This is a genomic window from Gilliamella sp. WF3-4, assembly GCF_001690275.1.
In the GTDB taxonomy this organism is placed as follows: domain Bacteria; phylum Pseudomonadota; class Gammaproteobacteria; order Enterobacterales; family Orbaceae; genus Gilliamella; species Gilliamella apicola_C.
Genome location: NZ_LZGW01000007.1, coordinates 112626 through 129803, shown reverse-complemented (window position 1 = coordinate 129803; position 17178 = coordinate 112626). Strand labels below are relative to the sequence as shown.

The 17178-nt window shown below is 33.5% G+C and carries 17 protein-coding genes, 1 other RNA gene and 1 pseudogene; 7 read left to right on the top strand and 12 right to left on the bottom strand.

Annotation, left to right across the window (positions count from 1 at the left end; genetic code table 11):
- Window positions 1-156 precede the first annotated feature (156 nt).
- The 4 genes from A9G47_RS14445 to A9G47_RS02730 all read left to right on the top strand — a co-directional run bounded on the left by A9G47_RS14445 (window position 157) and on the right by A9G47_RS02730 (window position 2835).
- The gene (locus tag A9G47_RS14445; protein WP_218057411.1) at window positions 157-894 is read left to right on the top strand and encodes a hypothetical protein; all 738 of its coding nucleotides are present in this window, start codon (window positions 157-159) and stop codon (window positions 892-894) included.
- Between the two features lie 443 nt (window positions 895-1337).
- A complete protein-coding gene (locus A9G47_RS02740) occupies window positions 1338-1829 on the top strand; it encodes a hypothetical protein (protein ID WP_065642095.1) in 492 nt (163 codons plus the stop codon).
- Window positions 1830-2139: 310 nt separating this feature from the next.
- Window positions 2140-2541, top strand: coding sequence for a hypothetical protein (locus A9G47_RS02735; protein WP_065588503.1), 402 nt, complete (start codon window positions 2140-2142; stop codon window positions 2539-2541).
- A 9-nt stretch (window positions 2542-2550) separates the two neighbouring features.
- Complete coding sequence (locus A9G47_RS02730; protein WP_065642094.1) at window positions 2551-2835, top strand: hypothetical protein; 285 nt, start codon at window positions 2551-2553, stop codon at window positions 2833-2835.
- 138 nt (window positions 2836-2973) lie between these two features.
- Here A9G47_RS02730 and A9G47_RS02725 read toward each other — a convergent pair whose 3' ends face one another.
- The 10 genes from A9G47_RS02725 to thrS form a co-directional block, all read right to left on the bottom strand.
- The gene (locus A9G47_RS02725; RefSeq protein ID WP_065642093.1) at window positions 2974-3864 is read right to left on the bottom strand and encodes a DUF4261 domain-containing protein; all 891 of its coding nucleotides are present in this window, start codon (window positions 3862-3864) and stop codon (window positions 2974-2976) included.
- Window positions 3865-5068: 1204 nt separating this feature from the next.
- An RNA gene (gene ffs / locus A9G47_RS02720) (signal recognition particle sRNA small type) lies at window positions 5069-5164 on the bottom strand.
- Between the two features lie 137 nt (window positions 5165-5301).
- Entirely contained in the window at window positions 5302-5595 is a 294-nt protein-coding gene (locus tag A9G47_RS02715) for an integration host factor subunit alpha (RefSeq protein ID WP_065566618.1), read from the bottom strand.
- A gap of 4 nt (window positions 5596-5599) precedes the next feature.
- Window positions 5600-7987, bottom strand: a complete 2388-nt coding sequence (pheT, locus tag A9G47_RS02710; protein ID WP_065642092.1) for a phenylalanine--tRNA ligase subunit beta — start codon at window positions 7985-7987, stop codon at window positions 5600-5602.
- A 16-nt stretch (window positions 7988-8003) separates the two neighbouring features.
- Window positions 8004-8987: a phenylalanine--tRNA ligase subunit alpha gene (gene pheS, locus A9G47_RS02705; protein WP_065566616.1), complete on the bottom strand. Its 984-nt coding sequence runs from the start codon at window positions 8985-8987 to the stop codon at window positions 8004-8006.
- An 81-nt stretch (window positions 8988-9068) separates the two neighbouring features.
- A complete protein-coding gene (gene pheM, locus A9G47_RS14825; RefSeq protein WP_141671930.1) occupies window positions 9069-9125 on the bottom strand; it encodes a pheST operon leader peptide PheM in 57 nt (18 codons plus the stop codon).
- Window positions 9126-9192: 67 nt separating this feature from the next.
- The gene (rplT, locus tag A9G47_RS02700) at window positions 9193-9546 is read right to left on the bottom strand and encodes a 50S ribosomal protein L20 (protein WP_024496189.1); all 354 of its coding nucleotides are present in this window, start codon (window positions 9544-9546) and stop codon (window positions 9193-9195) included.
- A gap of 32 nt (window positions 9547-9578) precedes the next feature.
- Window positions 9579-9776 (bottom strand): 50S ribosomal protein L35, encoded by a 198-nt coding sequence (gene rpmI / locus A9G47_RS02695; RefSeq protein ID WP_034945602.1) that lies wholly within the window; start codon window positions 9774-9776, stop codon window positions 9579-9581.
- Window positions 9777-9860: 84 nt separating this feature from the next.
- On the bottom strand, window positions 9861-10400 hold the full coding sequence (gene infC, locus A9G47_RS02690; RefSeq protein WP_065566615.1) for a translation initiation factor IF-3: 540 nt from the start codon (window positions 10398-10400) through the stop codon (window positions 9861-9863).
- A gap of 27 nt (window positions 10401-10427) precedes the next feature.
- The gene (thrS, locus tag A9G47_RS02685) at window positions 10428-12353 is read right to left on the bottom strand and encodes a threonine--tRNA ligase (RefSeq protein WP_065566614.1); all 1926 of its coding nucleotides are present in this window, start codon (window positions 12351-12353) and stop codon (window positions 10428-10430) included.
- Window positions 12354-12615: 262 nt separating this feature from the next.
- Here thrS and A9G47_RS02680 point away from each other — a divergent pair, with 262 nt between their 5' ends.
- The gene (locus A9G47_RS02680) at window positions 12616-13077 is read left to right on the top strand and encodes a YaiI/YqxD family protein (RefSeq protein ID WP_065566613.1); all 462 of its coding nucleotides are present in this window, start codon (window positions 12616-12618) and stop codon (window positions 13075-13077) included.
- Window positions 13078-13106: 29 nt separating this feature from the next.
- Here the strand turns inward: A9G47_RS02680 and recO are convergent, their stop codons facing one another.
- Window positions 13107-13799 (bottom strand): DNA repair protein RecO, encoded by a 693-nt coding sequence (gene recO, locus A9G47_RS02675; protein ID WP_065566612.1) that lies wholly within the window; start codon window positions 13797-13799, stop codon window positions 13107-13109.
- 156 nt (window positions 13800-13955) lie between these two features.
- On the opposite strand from recO, the gene A9G47_RS02670 reads away from it, so the two are divergent.
- On the top strand, window positions 13956-15584 hold the full coding sequence (locus tag A9G47_RS02670; RefSeq protein WP_065566611.1) for a Na+/H+ antiporter: 1629 nt from the start codon (window positions 13956-13958) through the stop codon (window positions 15582-15584).
- A gap of 21 nt (window positions 15585-15605) precedes the next feature.
- Window positions 15606-16091: a ubiquinone anaerobic biosynthesis accessory factor UbiT gene (ubiT, locus tag A9G47_RS02665; RefSeq protein WP_065581822.1), complete on the top strand. Its 486-nt coding sequence runs from the start codon at window positions 15606-15608 to the stop codon at window positions 16089-16091.
- An 822-nt stretch (window positions 16092-16913) separates the two neighbouring features.
- Here ubiT and A9G47_RS14820 read toward each other — a convergent pair.
- Window positions 16914-17027: pseudogene (locus tag A9G47_RS14820) on the bottom strand (hypothetical protein); the annotation flags it as partial.
- Between the last annotated feature and the right edge of the window lie 151 nt (window positions 17028-17178).

Genomic DNA, 17178 nt, shown 5'->3' with positions numbered 1-17178 from the left:
TTCAACCAACTCAATGCAAGCAATAATATAATTATCGATTAATCTTATTGCATTACCTAAAAAATAAAATAGACTACATATCATAGATACAATAAAAATATATTTTAGTAGCAAAACCTTAAATCAATTCCAATATATGGTAATAAGTAGGAACAAATGGATACCCCCAAAAAATGGCTAAGATTTTTAATTGATGAGCAGTGTTCATTCGAACAACTATTAGCAACACTAGTTCAAGCTTTTGACAGTAAATTCAACTATCAAAAGGATAGTGATATAGCTAAAGCAAACCTCGATGGTTTTACTATTTGGGTTTATGACAAAATCGATCCCAATTTTGATATTACTATACGTTCATCTTATATTCTTACTGTCATCATTACTGCAAATGAATACCTTAATTGCCACTTTGAAGATCATATTCAAACAATCTTAACCAATTACGGTCTCGCTAATCAGCGCTTACAGGACAAGGATTTTGCCTACCCAGTTGAGCTTCCTTACTGGCAAGCCCCCAACGATGATCTTGTTATAAAGTCTAAAGGTGATGAGTTAACTGCCTATTGTAAAATATGGTATAAGCCAGCAAAATATTCTAAATTTACAGGTATATTTGAATTTTCTAGCGTTTGGGCAATGCGTTTTGAACGAAACAAAAAACTTGCCTATTATAATCATTGTGATAGCGATGATTTTACTAGTTGTTATTGGGTTATTCCTGAATCATCATGGCTGGCGCAATTAGCCAGTGAACGGCAATCTCATTTTCCTGATTGGCGACACTACGATCGTGGGGATTATTGGCATTATATTATTCAAAGCGATTCATTCTATGTAGAAGTCATTGCTAAACAGATCAAAATATCAAAAAAACAATTAAAAGGCATTTTTTAAGATAAAATGGCAATATATAAAGGTCAAATCATAACTTGATATTCAATATGCTATGAATCATCTAAATTTTTTTATAAACAACTTTATAAAGCAAGATAAAAAACAACGATATCACTTTCTAATTAATGGAAAGTGGCAGAAATTTGCCAATAATATCAAACATATTGATAAACATTTGAATCACCATTGTGTAAAAATTGATAACAATGCTTTTGAAAAATTTACTCAAATTATAAAACACTATACCATTAAATCAGGATATTATTATGATGCTTATACCAATGGATTGGAAATATCAACCCATTGCCTAGATAATATTCATGATGATAGCCTACTTATCTGTCCCGATAACAATATTGCATTCTATTTTCATCATGATAATTGGATATGGTTTTGCCAGATAAAACCTTGAGCAACATCATAAATAAAACAGGTAACAAAAAATGCACTCATTCAATGAGATAAATCAGCTTTTAACCGACTGCATTAATCTACAGGATAATTTATTAGATAAACTCTATTTATTAGCTAATGAGCCTAAAACTGTTGAATTACTTAAAACACATTTAACCCAAAAGTTTGATCCTTTATTATTACACTTGATCAAACAATTTCCAGAAGCAATCAAAATAAGCTTATTACCTGAAATTATTAACATTATGCAATATTTAGATGGCAATACAAAATTATGCCAAGAGATTATTTTAAGTATCAATACGCAGTGGCTAGAAAAACATATTTGGAATTATATTACCCCTATTTTAGGGCAACAGGATTATCAAACATTTGGTATATTGATGTATTTATTCAATTCATTTAGCCAGAAATTATCAAAAAAATTGGCGAATTTAGCTTTACAAAGTGACGATAAAGATGTGCAAGAAATCGGTGAGTTCTATTTATCAAATAATAGATACCTTTTGGATGATGTTTAAAATAGCTAATGATGCTAATTGAGTGTGATAACATTTACATACTACTTTGATTATTTAGAGAAACTGTATGTTAGATATCAAGTATTTAAACGATAAGAAAACAAACCCCAATCACCGCCACGATTGGAAGCGCTGTACATGGGGTTTGAGGCTTTGGTGGAAGCTACCCATACATGCTTAAACTTAAACAAGTATAGGTGAAAAAATGAATGGCGTAAATGTTAAGTTTAATATAAAAACTTTCTTGATATATTGATTACAATAGAATCGTTTTTTGAGTTAACTGTACAAAGTAAAAAAAGGGTTAATCATGCAAGGATTTTTTGATAGATTAATGCTCGGTGAACTAAAGGATGTCATGATCGCTGGCTATGTTGATTATGCTACTCTGCCGATTTTTCACCCACTTTATGATAGATTATATTTTATTATTGATGAAGTTATTTTTGAGTTATATCTCAGTGAAGCAGGTATTATACAATATAATGAATTAACAGAAATTAAAGCATGGTTTACGTTAGATGACGATGATCATTTTTCATTAATGTCAATTTATTCGCAATTATTCAAAACCGAGCAAACTGTAACTATCACCGAAATAGCATACTCATCAATACCCTTTTCCTCAATGAGTATAAATTACCTCAATGGCCAAGACTGTGGTAATTTACTTTTTAACCCAAATCATTTTTTTGGTTTTACATTTTTATAAAGGTTATAAATGTTAGATATTATTAATTTTATGGAATCATCATATAAAGATAATCCAGAGTTAAAACACAAACTAGAATTAGTCAAAAAATTAATTACCTACTTGTCTGAACATGATATTGAAAGATCTTTTGGTGAGATTATACCTATCTTAGGCAACAATACAGGTTATAGTGAATATCGAATCATTAATGACTGTGAATCGGATAACCCTGATCTGTGGTCGGAGTACCAATATAATGGTGAAAAGGTAAGGCTTAATTCTGGCGATATTGTACTTACAATGAAAAAATAACGTTTTGATAATGGACTAGCGCTATCTATAAGTAAATTAAACAATAAATTAAGTGATAAAATTAACCTACAAAATAAACGCACAATTTAAAAATAGACGTTTATTTTATTAGATTAATTTTGCTAACGAGTTAAGTATTTATTCAGTTGCATTATTGCTATTTATTTCAACGACTAAAACGTACCCTTCATCTTTTAAAAAACTTTCATCATCACGTGGTGTGCGTAAAGACATCATTTTATTATCGCCAACTTCCATTGTGTCACCAGAAGCCATTGTTGTACCACTATCGCGTAAATACTGTAGAATATTGCTAAACATATCAAAATAGTATACGCCTTCATCATGGCTATTAGCTAATACAGCAAAATCAGGTAATCCAAAAGCGTCAGCGCCATACGTGCGCATCCACACACCTTTAACATTTTCTATTTCATATTTGACAAAACCACAATAAAACATTGGTAAGCAATGACATAACCCTTCTATTCCACCTTTTTCTGTGGCTAATTGACGAATAACTTTTATTGGTAATGAGCTATGCCCTTTTCCATTAATCAGCGCTAAACCATTAAATGGTTCAAAACTAGCTGCAAAACGAGTTAAAGCCAAGTATTGCTCAAGTATATTCTTTTCATATCCAGTATAATATAGAATGATATAACTATCATTTTCACGAACTTGATCTTTAATATCCTGACTGTAATGTGCTGGTGCCACGCATATTTCTAAAACATCAGCAGGATAAGGAGCATTGATGCCAATTAATTTAATGACATGATTTTCCCAACCAAATAAAGCATAACATCCGTCATCTAACTTGCCATATGGCATTTGGCATCGAATATTTTTCATTGATGAATCAATACTACGTAATTGCTTTAATAGATTATCTTGATCTAAATAGAACTGCCCCTTAAAAACAATGCTTAATGCTAATGGCGCTTGAATATTTGGATTTTCAATTAATGCTTCATCAGCTTGTTGTAATTTTGATTTCTTACCAAATAAGCGTGAAAAAATATTCATTTATACTCCTTAAATTAACCCTTCCCAAAATACGTTAAAAATGCTACTAGTAAATCTGCTTTATTGCTGATGGTTACTTAGCTAGGTGTTTTATCACCCATATTTCACTACATTCTTTTAAAAAAATCTTATTCTGATGGGGAAAAATAATAATATTTTTTACTTTTGGTATCTTCTGTAGTGTGCCAGCATGTATTTTATTAATAGTAGATCGTAACTAGCGCAATAAATTATTATTTTCCTTTATCGTAAGACTATTGACAAGTATGGAAAACTCAGGCAAAGCAAGCCAAAAGCATCAGTACCATACATGCGCATCCATACCCCATCGCTATTGTCGGTATTTAATGCCACAAATCCAACAAAAAATAATGGTAAGCAATTGCGCAACAAGTAAATCCTTTTTGCCCATTTACCAGTGCGCTAGCAACATCTATCTGTAAAATTTGATTACTTTTGCATTAATAATGTGTATTCATATTAAAATGCACAAAGCCTACTGTAAATTGAGCTAAAACAAGGCATTACTCAATTACATTATCATCAAATCTAACATAATACAATATCACATGGCTTTTATGATTGTGAACTTTCTGTTTAAAGAGAGGTGTCATATGGCTATGACTAATACATGGATCAACGATTTTGTTAGAAAAAAGTTAATTAAACTCGACCATTTTGATAATATGTTTATTCCACGCAGCTAAATTTCAACACCCTGATCAATTTGTTCTATCGACGATTGTAAACAAATCTTTTTATTAACGAATCAAATTTGCATAATAAATTTAGTAATTATTTTAATTAAAAGAGAGATTGTCACCAAATAGAAATACCAAAGACAAAGGATTTTCAATAGATGAATTTGCAACTAAAGCATCAGTGGATTATTTAGTGATATTATCGCGACGGCAAAAAAGCGGGAAAGCAAGCTCATCTTATGTTTTTTATTAATGTTATATTATTAATATTTAATGATATAACTAGCGCAAAATTATTTAATTACAATCTAGTATTTAATAGCATATTATTTACATTGCAGTTATTGTTGAGATAAAGGATGGATATGACAAAATAACTTTATTTGTTATCAAGAAGTTATTTTTTCTTATTTTCTTAATATGTTGTAAATTATAAATAACACCTAATTAGTTATAATTTATAAGAATAGGCAAACTTACTGTAAAATAAGTTTGGGAGGAAACTCTATCAGCCACATCCCACACACATATTTTTTACTTTGGCTGCTTCCTTCCGAACCTGACCTGATGAGCAAAAAAATGTTGCAAGAGGACCCATAGAGCCTCCATTGAAGAACGGTTATTATGCTTTATTTACGAAATTAATACAAGCATTATTTATAAATAAAATAGCCTTCCCAGTGTTCTTAATAAGAGAAAGGCTATTATATTAAGCAAGCAGAATAAGAACTTAATATTAGATAACTAAATTTTTTTCTACACGCTCTCTGAATTTAATTCCAGGTCTAAAGGTAACAACTCGGCGAGCTGAGATATCAACACTTTCCCCTGTTTTAGGATTTCGTCCAGGCCGTGAGTTTTTATCTCGTACCGAAAAATTACCAAATCCAGATAATTTTACTGGCTCCCCTTTTTCCAAAGCCACTCGAATCTCTTCAAAAAAGAGTTCAACAAGGACTTTAGCTTCTTGACGATCAATGGTAAATTTTTCGGCAAGACGATCTGCAATATCAGCTTTAGTTAATGTCATATTATTATTCTCTTAATAGGGCTTTAAAACGATTTTGTAAAGCAGTAACGCATTTACTTACAATGTTTGTTATATCTTCTTCTTCAAGTGTACGTGATTTATCTTGTAAAATCAAACTGATAGCAAGACTTTTTTGATTTTCTTTGATATTTTCACCTTGGTAAACATCAAACAAATTAACTTTAATAAGTTGCTCACCACCAGCCCGCTTACACTCAGAAATAATATCAGCTACTGGAATTGTATTTGATACCACAATAGCTATATCTCGTTTGTTCGAAGGATACTTTGATAAGTCTTGAGCAACAGGTACTGTCTTGTTATTAATTTTAGCTAAATTTATTTCAAAAACAAGTGTTTTACTATTTAAAGATAATTTTTTTTCAATTTCTGGATGTAACACACCTAGATAGCCTAATAGCTCATCATTCAAATAGATAGTAGCACTTTGTCCAGGATGCAAGGCAGGTAGCTGAGCTTTTTTAAACTGTACTTTATCCGCACAGCCTAAAAGAGAAAAAATTGATTCAATATCACCTTTAAGATCATAGAAATCGACATTCTTTTTAGGAAGTTGCCAATGCTCTTCATATAAGCTACCTGTAATAATGCCTGATAACATTAACTCTTGACGTACACCTAATTCATCTTTTTCATCAGGTATAAAACGCAATCCTGTTTCAAACAATCTAACCCGAGATTGCTGGCGATTTTGGTTGTATAGCACTGCATCTAATAAGCCAGACCATAGTGATAAACGCATAACTGACATTTCACTTGAAATGGGGTTAGGTAATGTGATCTCTGGCTGCTCAGGGTGAAGAATGTGTTGAATTTTGGGGTCAACAAAGCTATATGTTACGGCTTCTTGATATCCTCTATCAACTAATAAGTCTTTTATTCTTCGTAATGATATTTGGCTTTCCGGCTTTGGTTTCATTACTGACTCAATTTTTAAATTGGCATTTGGAATATTGTTATAGCCATAAATACGCGCAATTTCTTCAACTAAATCTTCTTCGATTTGCAAATCAAAACGCCAACTCGGTGATTTTACAGTCCAAACATTGTCATTGTATTCGACTTCACAACCAAGCCTAATTAAAATATCGGTGATTTTTTGTGTCTCAATTGCATAACCAATGATACGATCAATTCTATTGCGACGAAGTTTAATTATTGCTTGTTTTGGTAGTTCACTTTGCTGTGTTACCTCGATAATTGGACCAACTTCACCACCACAAATATCAACTAGTAATTGACTTGCTCGTTCCATTGCAACAAATTGTAAAGATGGATCAACACCACGTTCATAACGATGCGAAGCTTCAGTATGTAAGCCATATTCACGAGCTTTACCTGTTATTACTAATGGACTAAAAAATGCAGATTCAAGAAATACATCTTTAGTTGTTTGTGTTACAGCCGATTTTTCACCACCCATAATTCCGGCTAAAGCCAAAACCTTTTGGTGATCGGCAATGACTAAAGTTTTATCATTAAGGTTAACTTCATTACCGTTAAGTAAGACCAGTTTTTCACCATTACTTGCGTAACGAACAACTATTCCCTTTTCTATCTGAGTCAAATCAAATGCATGCATTGGATGACCAAGTTCTAATAATACATAGTTAGTTATATCTACAACTGCATCAATTGAACGAATTCCACCTCGACGTAATTTCTCTTTCATCCAAAGTGGAGTGGCTGCATTAACATTAATATTTTTGATTACACGTCCCAAATAGCGAGGAGCGGCTTGAGGAGCATCTATCTGTATTGATAAAGTATCGGTAATGGTTGCAGGCATACTGTCAACTTGTAGTTCTTTCATTGGAACGTTGTTAACTGCAGAAATATCTCTAGCAACGCCAATAATACCAAAGCAATCTGCTCTATTCGGTGTTACGCTGATATCAATCATGACATCATTTAAATTCAAATATTCACGAATGTCTTGTCCTAACGGCGCATTATCAGGTAATTCAATAATACCATTATGTTCATCAGAAATTCCTAATTCAGAATAAGAGCACAACATGCCTTCTGATGGCTCTCCCCGCAATTTAGCTGGTTTTATTTTAAAATCGCCGGGCAATACAGCGCCTACCGTTGCACAAGCAACCATTAAACCTTTACGGCAATTTGGAGCCCCGCAAACTATATCCAGTAATTCAGCTTTCCCAATATCAACTTTTGTGACACGAAGTTTGTCTGCATTAGGATGTTGCATACATTCAACGACTTTACCGACAACAACACCTGTAAAATCGCCTGCTACTTTTTCAACATCATCGACTTCTAAACCAGCCATTGTTAATTGATCAGCTAACGTTTCGCTACTAATTTCTGGATTGATCCATTCACGTAGCCAACTTTCACTAAATTTCATGTTTTGATCTCCAGAATTAATTAAATTGCTTTAAAAAACGTAAATCATTTTCAAAGAAAGAACGTAAATCAGTGACACCGTAACGTAACATTGTTAGCCGCTCTATCCCCATACCAAAAGCAAAGCCACTGTACACTTCAGGATCAATGCCTACATTACGTAATACATTAGGATGAACCATCCCACAACCTAACACTTCTAGCCACTTGCCATTTTTCGCTTTAATATCAACTTCTGCTGACGGTTCTGTAAATGGAAAATAAGCTGGTCTAAAACGAATTTCCATATTATCTTCAAAAAAGCAATGCAGAAAATCATGCAACAAACCTTTTAGATGTGTAAAGCTGATATCTTTATCAACAAGTAAGCCTTCCATTTGGTGGAACATTGGCGTATGAGTTTGATCGTAATCATTACGATAAGTTCTTCCTGGAGCAATGATTCGAATTGGTGGTTTTTGGTTTTCCATTGTGCGAATTTGCACCGTTGAAGTTTGTGTTCTTAATAATCGTTTTGCGTCAAACCAAAATGTATCGTGATCAGCTCTAGCTGGGTGATGAGCAGGAATATTTAATGCGTCAAAATTATGATAGTCATCTTCAATTTCAGGCCCCGTTTCAACAGCAAAACCAAGTTCGCCAAAAAAATCGACTAACCGATTAATCGTTTTTGTCACTGGATGTAATCCACCTAATTCAATTGATTTTCCTGGCAACGTAATATCAATTGTTTCATTAGCTAGTTTCGCATCAAGAGCCTGACGCTCTAAAAAATTGCGCTTATGATTTAATATTTCAACAACTTTTTGCTTTGCATCATTTATTTTTTGACCGACAGCTGGGCGCTCATCAGCTGGAACATCGCGTAATGAAGCCATTTGCATTGTAAAATGACCTTTTTTACCAAAATACTCCACCCGAATTTGTTCGATCGAATTAATGTCATTAGCATTTTCAATAGCGGATTTGGCATTATTTACCAGTTCAACTAATTGAGGCATACAGTTCTCCTGCTTATTGTTTATTGCATAAAAAAAGCCTCTTTTGAGGCTTTTATAATTATTTTTCGCTTTTTCTTTGCCTCACAAAATAGTATTGCTAAAGCAATCAAAAAAGAAACGAAAAATAACTAACTTCATAATTAATCAACCCTTATAATAAAAATGAAAATATAAAAGCCGAGATAACTCGGCTTTTATAAAGCTATTATAGTGCCGCTTTTGCTTTCTCAACTAATGCAGCAAATGCATTTTTGTCAAATACAGCAATATCAGCAAGGATCTTGCGATCGATTTCAATTGATGCTTTCTTTAACCCATTGATAAAACGGCTATAAGAAAGACCACATTGACGAGCTGCCGCATTAATACGGACAATCCATAATTGACGGAATTGACGTTTACGTTGACGACGGTCACGATAAGCATACTGTCCTGCTTTAATTACTGCTTGGAAAGCAACACGGTATACACGTGAACGTGCACCATAGTAACCTTTTGCTTGTTTTAAAATTTTCTTGTGACGTGCACGAGCAATAACACCACGTTTAACACGAGCCATAAATTATATCCTCTAAATAATTAACCAATAACTTAAGCGTATGGAACACACGCAGTAACTAAACCTAAATCGCCTTTTGACACGGTGGTCAAACCACGTAAATGACGTTTACGCTTAGTTGATTTTTTAGTTAGGATATGACTTTTGTTAGCTTGCTTATGCTTAAAGCCACCAGAAGCTGTTTTTTTAAAGCGCTTTGCTGCGCCTTTTACAGTTTTAATTTTAGGCATTTTATTAATTTCCACTTCGCATTGTTAATAAAAATAAAATAATGGTGTAATCTTTGATGAATCAAAAATTAACTTGTAAAACCATTACTTTTTCTTCGGCGCAAGCACCATAATCATTTGGCGGCCTTCAATCTTAGTTGGATAAGATTCAATGACAGCCAAATCAGCTAAGTCCTCTTTAATACGATCAAGCATTTCAGATCCTAACTGTTGGTGAGCCATTTCACGTCCACGAAAACGCAACGTAACTTTAGCTTTATCGCCATCTTCAAGAAAGCGAATCAGGCTGCGGAGTTTTACCTGATAGTCGCCTTCGTCTGTACCAGGTCGGAACTTAATTTCCTTAACCTGAACAATCTTTTGCTTCTTCTTCTGCTCTTTTGTTGCTTTACTCTTTTCATAGAGGAATTTGCCATAATCCATAATTCGACAAACAGGTGGCTCTGCATTAGGGCTTATTTCGACTAAATCAAGAGTTGCTTCTTCAGCTTGTTTTAAAGCTTCGTCTAAGCTTACTATACCGAGCTGTTCACCATCGACGCCGGTTAACCTCACCTCACGAGCAGTAATTTCATCATTGATCTTATGCGCGCGTGTTGACTGAATACGTTTACTGACTTTAATATCTCATTCCTCCAAAGTAATTTATCATTAATTCATTTGTTCTAATGAACGACTATGAATTTCGTTAAGCAACAATTCTATAACATGTTTCACTTCAAAGCTACCAAGATCTTTACCTTGGCGTGTTCGAACTGAAATTGTTCCTGATTCCATTTCTTTGTCTCCACAAACAAACATATAAGGAACACGTTTAAGAGTATGCTCACGAATTTTAAACCCTATTTTCTCATTTCTCAAGTCTGCTTTTGCTCTAATACCAACTTTTTGTAATTTTTCGCATAATTGTTTGGCATATTCAGCTTGATTATCAGTAATGTTTATTACGGCAACTTGTAATGGAGCAAGCCATGTTGGAAAGAACCCCGCACAGTTTTCAGTTAAAATCCCCATAAAACGCTCCATTGAGCCCAAAATAGCTCTATGGATCATAACTGGAATATGACGTTCGTTATCTTCACCTACATAAGTTGCATCTAAACGTTCAGGCAACATAAAGTCAAGCTGAACAGTACCACATTGCCATGCACGACCTAAACAATCATGTAAAGTAAACTCGATCTTCGGTCCATAAAATGCGCCTTCACCTGGTAAGTACTCAAATTCTATGCCATTTTCAGTTAAACATTCAGCCAAATCTTTTTCAGCAAGATCCCATGTTTCATCTTTACCAATTCGTTTTTCTGGGCGGGTTGATAACTTAACCGTAATGTCAGTAAATCCAAAAGTGCTATAAGTATCATAAACCATTTTAATACAGCTGTTAACTTCGCTACGAATTTGGCTTTCCGTACAAAAAATATGTGCATCATCTTGCGTAAAGCCTCGAACACGCATTAATCCGTGCAAAGATCCTGACGGCTCATTTCGATGACAACTACCAAATTCAGCCATACGCAATGGTAAATCACGATATGATTTTAACCCTTGGTTAAAAATTTGCACGTGCCCTGGACAATTCATTGGTTTAATACAATATTCACGATTTTCAGATGAAGTCACAAACATTAACTCTTTATAATTACCCCAATGCCCTGTTTTTTCCCATAAAATGCGATCCATCATGAAAGGGCCTTTGACTTCTTGATAATCGTATTCCTTTAATTTGGTGCGAACGAAAACTTCAAGCTCACGGAAGATAATCCAACCATCATTATGCCAAAATACCATACCCGGTGCTTCTTCTTGCATATGGTAAAGATCAAGTTGTTTACCTATTTTTCGGTGATCACGTTTGGCTGCTTCTTCTAAGAATTGTAAATAACTATCGAGTTGTTTTTTATCAGCCCATGCAGTGCCATAAATGCGTTGTAACATTTTATTATCACTGTTACCACGCCAGTAAGCGCCGGCGACTTTTTGCAATTTAAAATGGTGGCAAAAACGCATATTAGGCACATGTGGCCCACGGCACATATCAATATATTCTTCGTGATGATAAAGTGCTGGTTTTGAATCTTTAGGAATATTTTCATCTAAGATAGCTATTTTATAGGGTTCATGTCGTTTCCAAAATACTTCCCTAGCTTGCTCCCAACTAACCACTTCTTTTTTTACTTCGTAATCTTTTTTAGCCAATTCATGCATACGTTTTTCTAATGCATCAAGATCTTCTTGCGTCAAAGAGTGATCTAAATCAACATCATAATAAAAACCATTATCAATAGTTGGACCAATGGCCATTTGCGTATCAGGCCATAATTGCTTAATAGCATGACCTAATAGATGCGCACAAGAGTGACGTATAATTTCAAGACCATCCTCATCTTTTGCCGTAATAATGGCTAATGTGGCATCTTGTTCTATCAAATCACAAGCGTCTTTACGCTCACCATTTACACGTCCAGCTATACATGCTTTTGCTAGCCCTGCACCTATGCTTTGTGCAACTTCTAAAACAGTAACGGCTTTATCAAATTGACGTTGACTTCCGTCAGGAAGAGTAATTATTGGCATAATAAATCCTTATAACAGTGGTGCGCCACACGAAAGCGCACTTGCATACATAAATAAAGTAGACCGCATATACTATCACTTATCATTAAGATTTTAAATAGAAACAATTGCCGCGACATCAACACGAATATGAGCATAAAATAGACTGTAACGTATCCTATCTCTGTAATACTTTTACAAAAAATAATTGATTATTTTTTTATAATAGACGATATAATCACTAAATATTGGAAGTTTTAATTGAATATTGAATAGAGTAACTATGAACATTTGGATTGATGCTGATGCATGCCCTAACCCAATTAAAGAGATTTTATATCGAGTAGCAAATCGAAAAGCCATTAATACAATATTAATAGCTAATCAACGATTAACGATTCCCCTCTCACCTTACATTCAAAGTTTACAAGTTGGAAAAGGATTTGATGCCGCAGATAATAAAATTATTGAGTTAGTTAAAAAAAATGATTTAGTTATCACATCCGACATTCCACTTGCATCAGATGCATTAAATAAAGGCGCTTTAGTACTCACACCACGAGGAGAACAATATACACTCGATACGATAAAAGAGCGGCTAACTATACGCGATTTTATGGAAACTATGCGAGCTAGTGGCGTACAATCTAAAGGCCCTTCTCCTTTTTCAATTAAAGATAGAGAAAAGTTTGCCAATCAACTTGATAAATTAATTCATCACTTTTCTAATAAATCTTTCTGTTAGTATTATGTATAAATTGTAATTGGTAAAAATTAGAGCTTCAAAAATAGTTCTCTGCTTTTAAAAGGTTTTGAACCTACATAAGGTTTTAATGCCATTCGAGTAAAACGTTTTGCGGCTTTCAGTGTATCATCACTATTAAATTGGCGTTTTCCTAGTGCCAAAACTTGTTCACCTGTAAAACTGGTGCTGTTTTTTAATAAGCTACTAATAAACCCTTTTTCACTTTGATATTGATAATTCATCGATTCGACAATACTATCGCCAGTGGCACAGCAGTGAAAAAAATCAACACAATAGCCTAAATTATCTAATAAGGATAATTCAAAAGCTCGTAGCACATTTTCAGCAGAAACCTGTTGTGCTAATTGTTGCAAGCTTTTTAAGTAGTCATCAAAAAGTGTTGGCATTTCAGTTTCGGCGACTAAGACTCGGTGTAATAGTTCATTTAAGTAAAAAGCACTATATAAATAAACAGATGCTAATGGCAAAGAGAGAGACATTGCTTCAACTTGACGCAATGTTTTTATGTCACCTTGACCTGAATATTGTACAATTAGTGGAGTAAAAGGTTGCAACATCCCTTTTAATGATGAACGTTTTCTTTTTGCTCCCTTAGCTAAAACCGTTATTTTTCCAACATTTTCAACAAACAAATCAACTAATAGGCTACTTTCAGTATAAGAACGAGTGTGTAATATAAATGCCCTTTGCCAACTTTCCATCAAAAATACCTGTTAATTAATTCGATTATTTTCTAATTAAAATTTGTATCTGACCAAAATTTAGATGATTCTGCGAAATTTTCACCTGAAATTTAACTAAAGATCCTGTATAATCAATATAATCAACAGGATTATAGGATAAATAGAAGGAAAACTATGGAACTTTTTTCAATAATTTTACTCTTGGTACTAATTGTATCACTTTCTGGTGTCGTTGTTAAAATGTTGCCAATTCAAATTCCATTACCTTTAATGCAAATATTACTAGGTTGTATATTGGCAGCATTTAATGTTTATGTAGAATTTGATCCAAAATTATTTCTCGTTTTATTTATTCCCCCTTTGCTTTTTGCTGACGGACGCAAAACGTCAGTGAAAGATTTTATCTACAATGGTAGAGAAATCATCGGATTAGCTTTAGTTTTAGTTGTTATTTCGATTATTGCATTGGGTTACATTCTTTATTGGATACTACCAAATGTTCAGTTAGCTGCATGTTTAGCCTTAGCTGCTGTGTTATCGCCAACCGATGCTGTAGCATTAAGTGGAATTGTGGGTAAAGGTCGAATAGAAAAAGAAAAAATGGAAATCATTGAGGGCGAAGCATTAATGAATGATGCTTCCGGCTTAGTTTCTTTAAATTTTGCTATAGCAATTGCAGTTGGCACATTACAATTTGACTTATTACAAATTAGCATGACCTTCTTTATCGTTGCCATTGGTGGTTTAGCTATTGGTGTCTTATTTACTTGGTTATATGCACGTATTTTACGTAAAATAAATCAGCTGACTCACAATGATCCAGCTATTCAAATTGTATTACTATTCTTACTTCCATTTGCCGCTTATATCATTGCAGAAGAATTCCACTGCTCAGGTATTTTAGCTGCTGTAAGTGCAGGTATGACAGTAAACCATTCAGGTATGATGCGAAATGCACCGTTAACTGCACGCTTACAATCAGATAGCACATGGTCAATGTTAACTTTTGTGTTTAATGGATTTGTATTTGTTTTATTAGGCATTCAACTACCAAGTATTTTAAATAATACTTTTGCAGAAAACCAAATAGATAAATCAATTGAAGTGTGGCAATTATGTTTAATTGTTTTATTTGTCTTTGCAGTGTTAATGGGAACTCGATTTGCTTGGTTATGGGCAATGAAGCATATGCCTGCCATGCCTTTTGGAACCAAACGTCCACTTGCATTTAGAGCATATTCAACAAGAGATCTTTTAATTTCGACATTTGCAGGCGTTCGAGGTGCTATTACTCTAGCGGGTGTATTATCCATACCAATAAGTATTAGTGGTCGTTATCAACTTGTTTTTATTGCAGCAGGTATCATTTTAATTTCATTAATTACAGCAGTTATAATATTACCTATCTTATTACGAGGTAGTGTCATTTTAGATAATTCTGAACAACACAATGAAATTTTAACAGTTAAAGGACATATGGCCGAAGAAGCTATTACTAGTCTTGAAAAAATGCAAAACAATTTATTACAAGAAACATCAGAAACAGGTTTAGATCAAGAAATTATTCATGAAATTGGCTCTCGTGTTATTGGTTCGTTAAGACGGAGAACGGGTCTAAAAGACTTAGAACAAAAAGCACTTGAGGCAGAAAATCTAGAAAGGCGTATGCGTCTAGTAGCAATTGGTGCAGAACGTACAGCTTTACTACAAATGAAAGTTCGTAATGAAGTTAGTGAAGAAGTTTATGAACATTTAAATACTGATTTAGATATCTATGAAAAAATGATTTCTGGAGATGCCTAAATGATTGGATCAAGAAGCGAAATTTTAAGCAAGATTCATTCACAGTTTGTTAATAAAGCGCCCCATATTTTGGGGCTTACTTTACGACACATTCCTTTTAATATAAAAAAGCAGGCCATAGAGCAATTATTACAGTTACAATTTGAACATTCTCTTGAAGATGGGGATCTCGACTTTTTAGAAAATCGATGGCTTAAAATTCAAGTTACCGATCTTGGCCTTATTTGGTTTGTAAGCCTTATTGACAATAAACTTGTCGTAAGCAGAGAAGAGATTGCTGATGTAAGTTTTATTGGTAATGCTAATGATTTGATTATGATAGCAACCAGACGTCAAGATCCTGATACCCTATTCTTTCAGCGACGTTTAATTGTTGAAGGTGATACTGAGCTGGGTCTTTACGTTAAAAATTTAATGGACTCAATTGAATTGGAGTCTATGCCAAAATTATTAAGACTGACACTTGAAAAATTGGCTGATATTATCGAAAGTGCTCCCAAAGACTAAACTAGTATATAAGAAAGATGATTATAATGCATCACAATCGCCAAACCGTTGTGGTGCGAAGAAAGTATAAATCACCTTTCTACTTTCTTCGCTTCACCGAGTCTAAAATTGTAATGCATGTTTTAATCTAGGTTCTAGGATTAAAAACTCAATAAAATCAATAACTTTTCTGACAGTTTTTTTATTATGCTTATTTACGGTTCTTTTCAGATGCATTATAGCCTTGCCCTGAATGTCATGAATTAAGCTTGGTGTTCTTAATGTCTATTTGATTTTATTTCACATTTAAGCCAAGCGTAATGTCTGACATGCTAGTAAAGTCTCAGTATAAATACCTGTTAGTAATTAATGGCGCTTAGTACCGAAATAATCATAGAATGATCCTGCAACTTAGGTTGATCATAGTAAGCACAATGGCTTAAGCCAACAATTACACCGTTCGTAGCAATAGCAATAAAATAATTTTTCTGAAGTTGTTTTAATCAAATTTTACGTGACTTTGTGGCCTTTAAAGTTTTTTCATAATTTCCAACTGACGTTATGATTTTAAGCTAAGTTCGGTAAACATCTGTTTAAGGTTAACCTGATGTCTAAAGTTTCCATTCCGCCACATTTTTCTCACCATATACAAAAAGATAAATTACCCCATGCTATATTTACGGCACAGTTCTTTAACAAGAACGCTTGCCTTGGTTTCTTTTAAAATAGATAAAATTTGATGTTCAGTCATTTTTTCATACTTACATCCCCTTTTACTTTTATCATCGAGAATTTTCTACCTTTTTACTGTACTGTTTTATAAGATAGTTATAATCAGTAGCAAAATTGAAATGCAATTGTCCCTTTTTGTGATATTCTTACGCCTAAACCATCGGTTAGCTCAAACAACCCTGTATAAGGTTTATTTAATATTGATTTGGTATCACTTAACGCCATTTTTTACATTCTGTACACATATAAAAAATAGTTATGTACTCAATCGGTGCGCATTTGCAATGTGAACAAATCAAGACACGTAAATAACTAAAACAAAAATGAACAAATATCAATTTAATTAAATTTAAATAAAAAACGATACTAAGCAAAA

What these genes read in the sequence shown, in the direction of transcription:
- A9G47_RS14445 (WP_218057411.1), top strand. Translation starts at nt 157, where the DNA reads ATGGATACCCCCAAAAAATGGCTAAGATTTTTAATTGATGAGCAGTGT.
- A9G47_RS02740 (WP_065642095.1), top strand. Translation starts at nt 1,338, where the DNA reads ATGCACTCATTCAATGAGATAAATCAGCTTTTAACCGACTGCATTAAT.
- A9G47_RS02735 (WP_065588503.1), top strand. Translation starts at nt 2,140, where the DNA reads ATGCAAGGATTTTTTGATAGATTAATGCTCGGTGAACTAAAGGATGTC.
- A9G47_RS02730 (WP_065642094.1), top strand. Translation starts at nt 2,551, where the DNA reads ATGTTAGATATTATTAATTTTATGGAATCATCATATAAAGATAATCCA.
- A9G47_RS02725 (WP_065642093.1), bottom strand. Translation starts at nt 3,864, where the DNA reads ATGAATATTTTTTCACGCTTATTTGGTAAGAAATCAAAATTACAACAA.
- A9G47_RS02715 (WP_065566618.1), bottom strand. Translation starts at nt 5,595, where the DNA reads ATGACATTAACTAAAGCTGATATTGCAGATCGTCTTGCCGAAAAATTT.
- pheT (WP_065642092.1), bottom strand. Translation starts at nt 7,987, where the DNA reads ATGAAATTTAGTGAAAGTTGGCTACGTGAATGGATCAATCCAGAAATT.
- pheS (WP_065566616.1), bottom strand. Translation starts at nt 8,987, where the DNA reads ATGCCTCAATTAGTTGAACTGGTAAATAATGCCAAATCCGCTATTGAA.
- rplT (WP_024496189.1), bottom strand. Translation starts at nt 9,546, where the DNA reads ATGGCTCGTGTTAAACGTGGTGTTATTGCTCGTGCACGTCACAAGAAA.
- rpmI (WP_034945602.1), bottom strand. Translation starts at nt 9,776, where the DNA reads ATGCCTAAAATTAAAACTGTAAAAGGCGCAGCAAAGCGCTTTAAAAAA.
- thrS (WP_065566614.1), bottom strand. Translation starts at nt 12,353, where the DNA reads ATGCCAATAATTACTCTTCCTGACGGAAGTCAACGTCAATTTGATAAA.
- A9G47_RS02680 (WP_065566613.1), top strand. Translation starts at nt 12,616, where the DNA reads ATGAACATTTGGATTGATGCTGATGCATGCCCTAACCCAATTAAAGAG.
- recO (WP_065566612.1), bottom strand. Translation starts at nt 13,799, where the DNA reads ATGGAAAGTTGGCAAAGGGCATTTATATTACACACTCGTTCTTATACT.
- A9G47_RS02670 (WP_065566611.1), top strand. Translation starts at nt 13,956, where the DNA reads ATGGAACTTTTTTCAATAATTTTACTCTTGGTACTAATTGTATCACTT.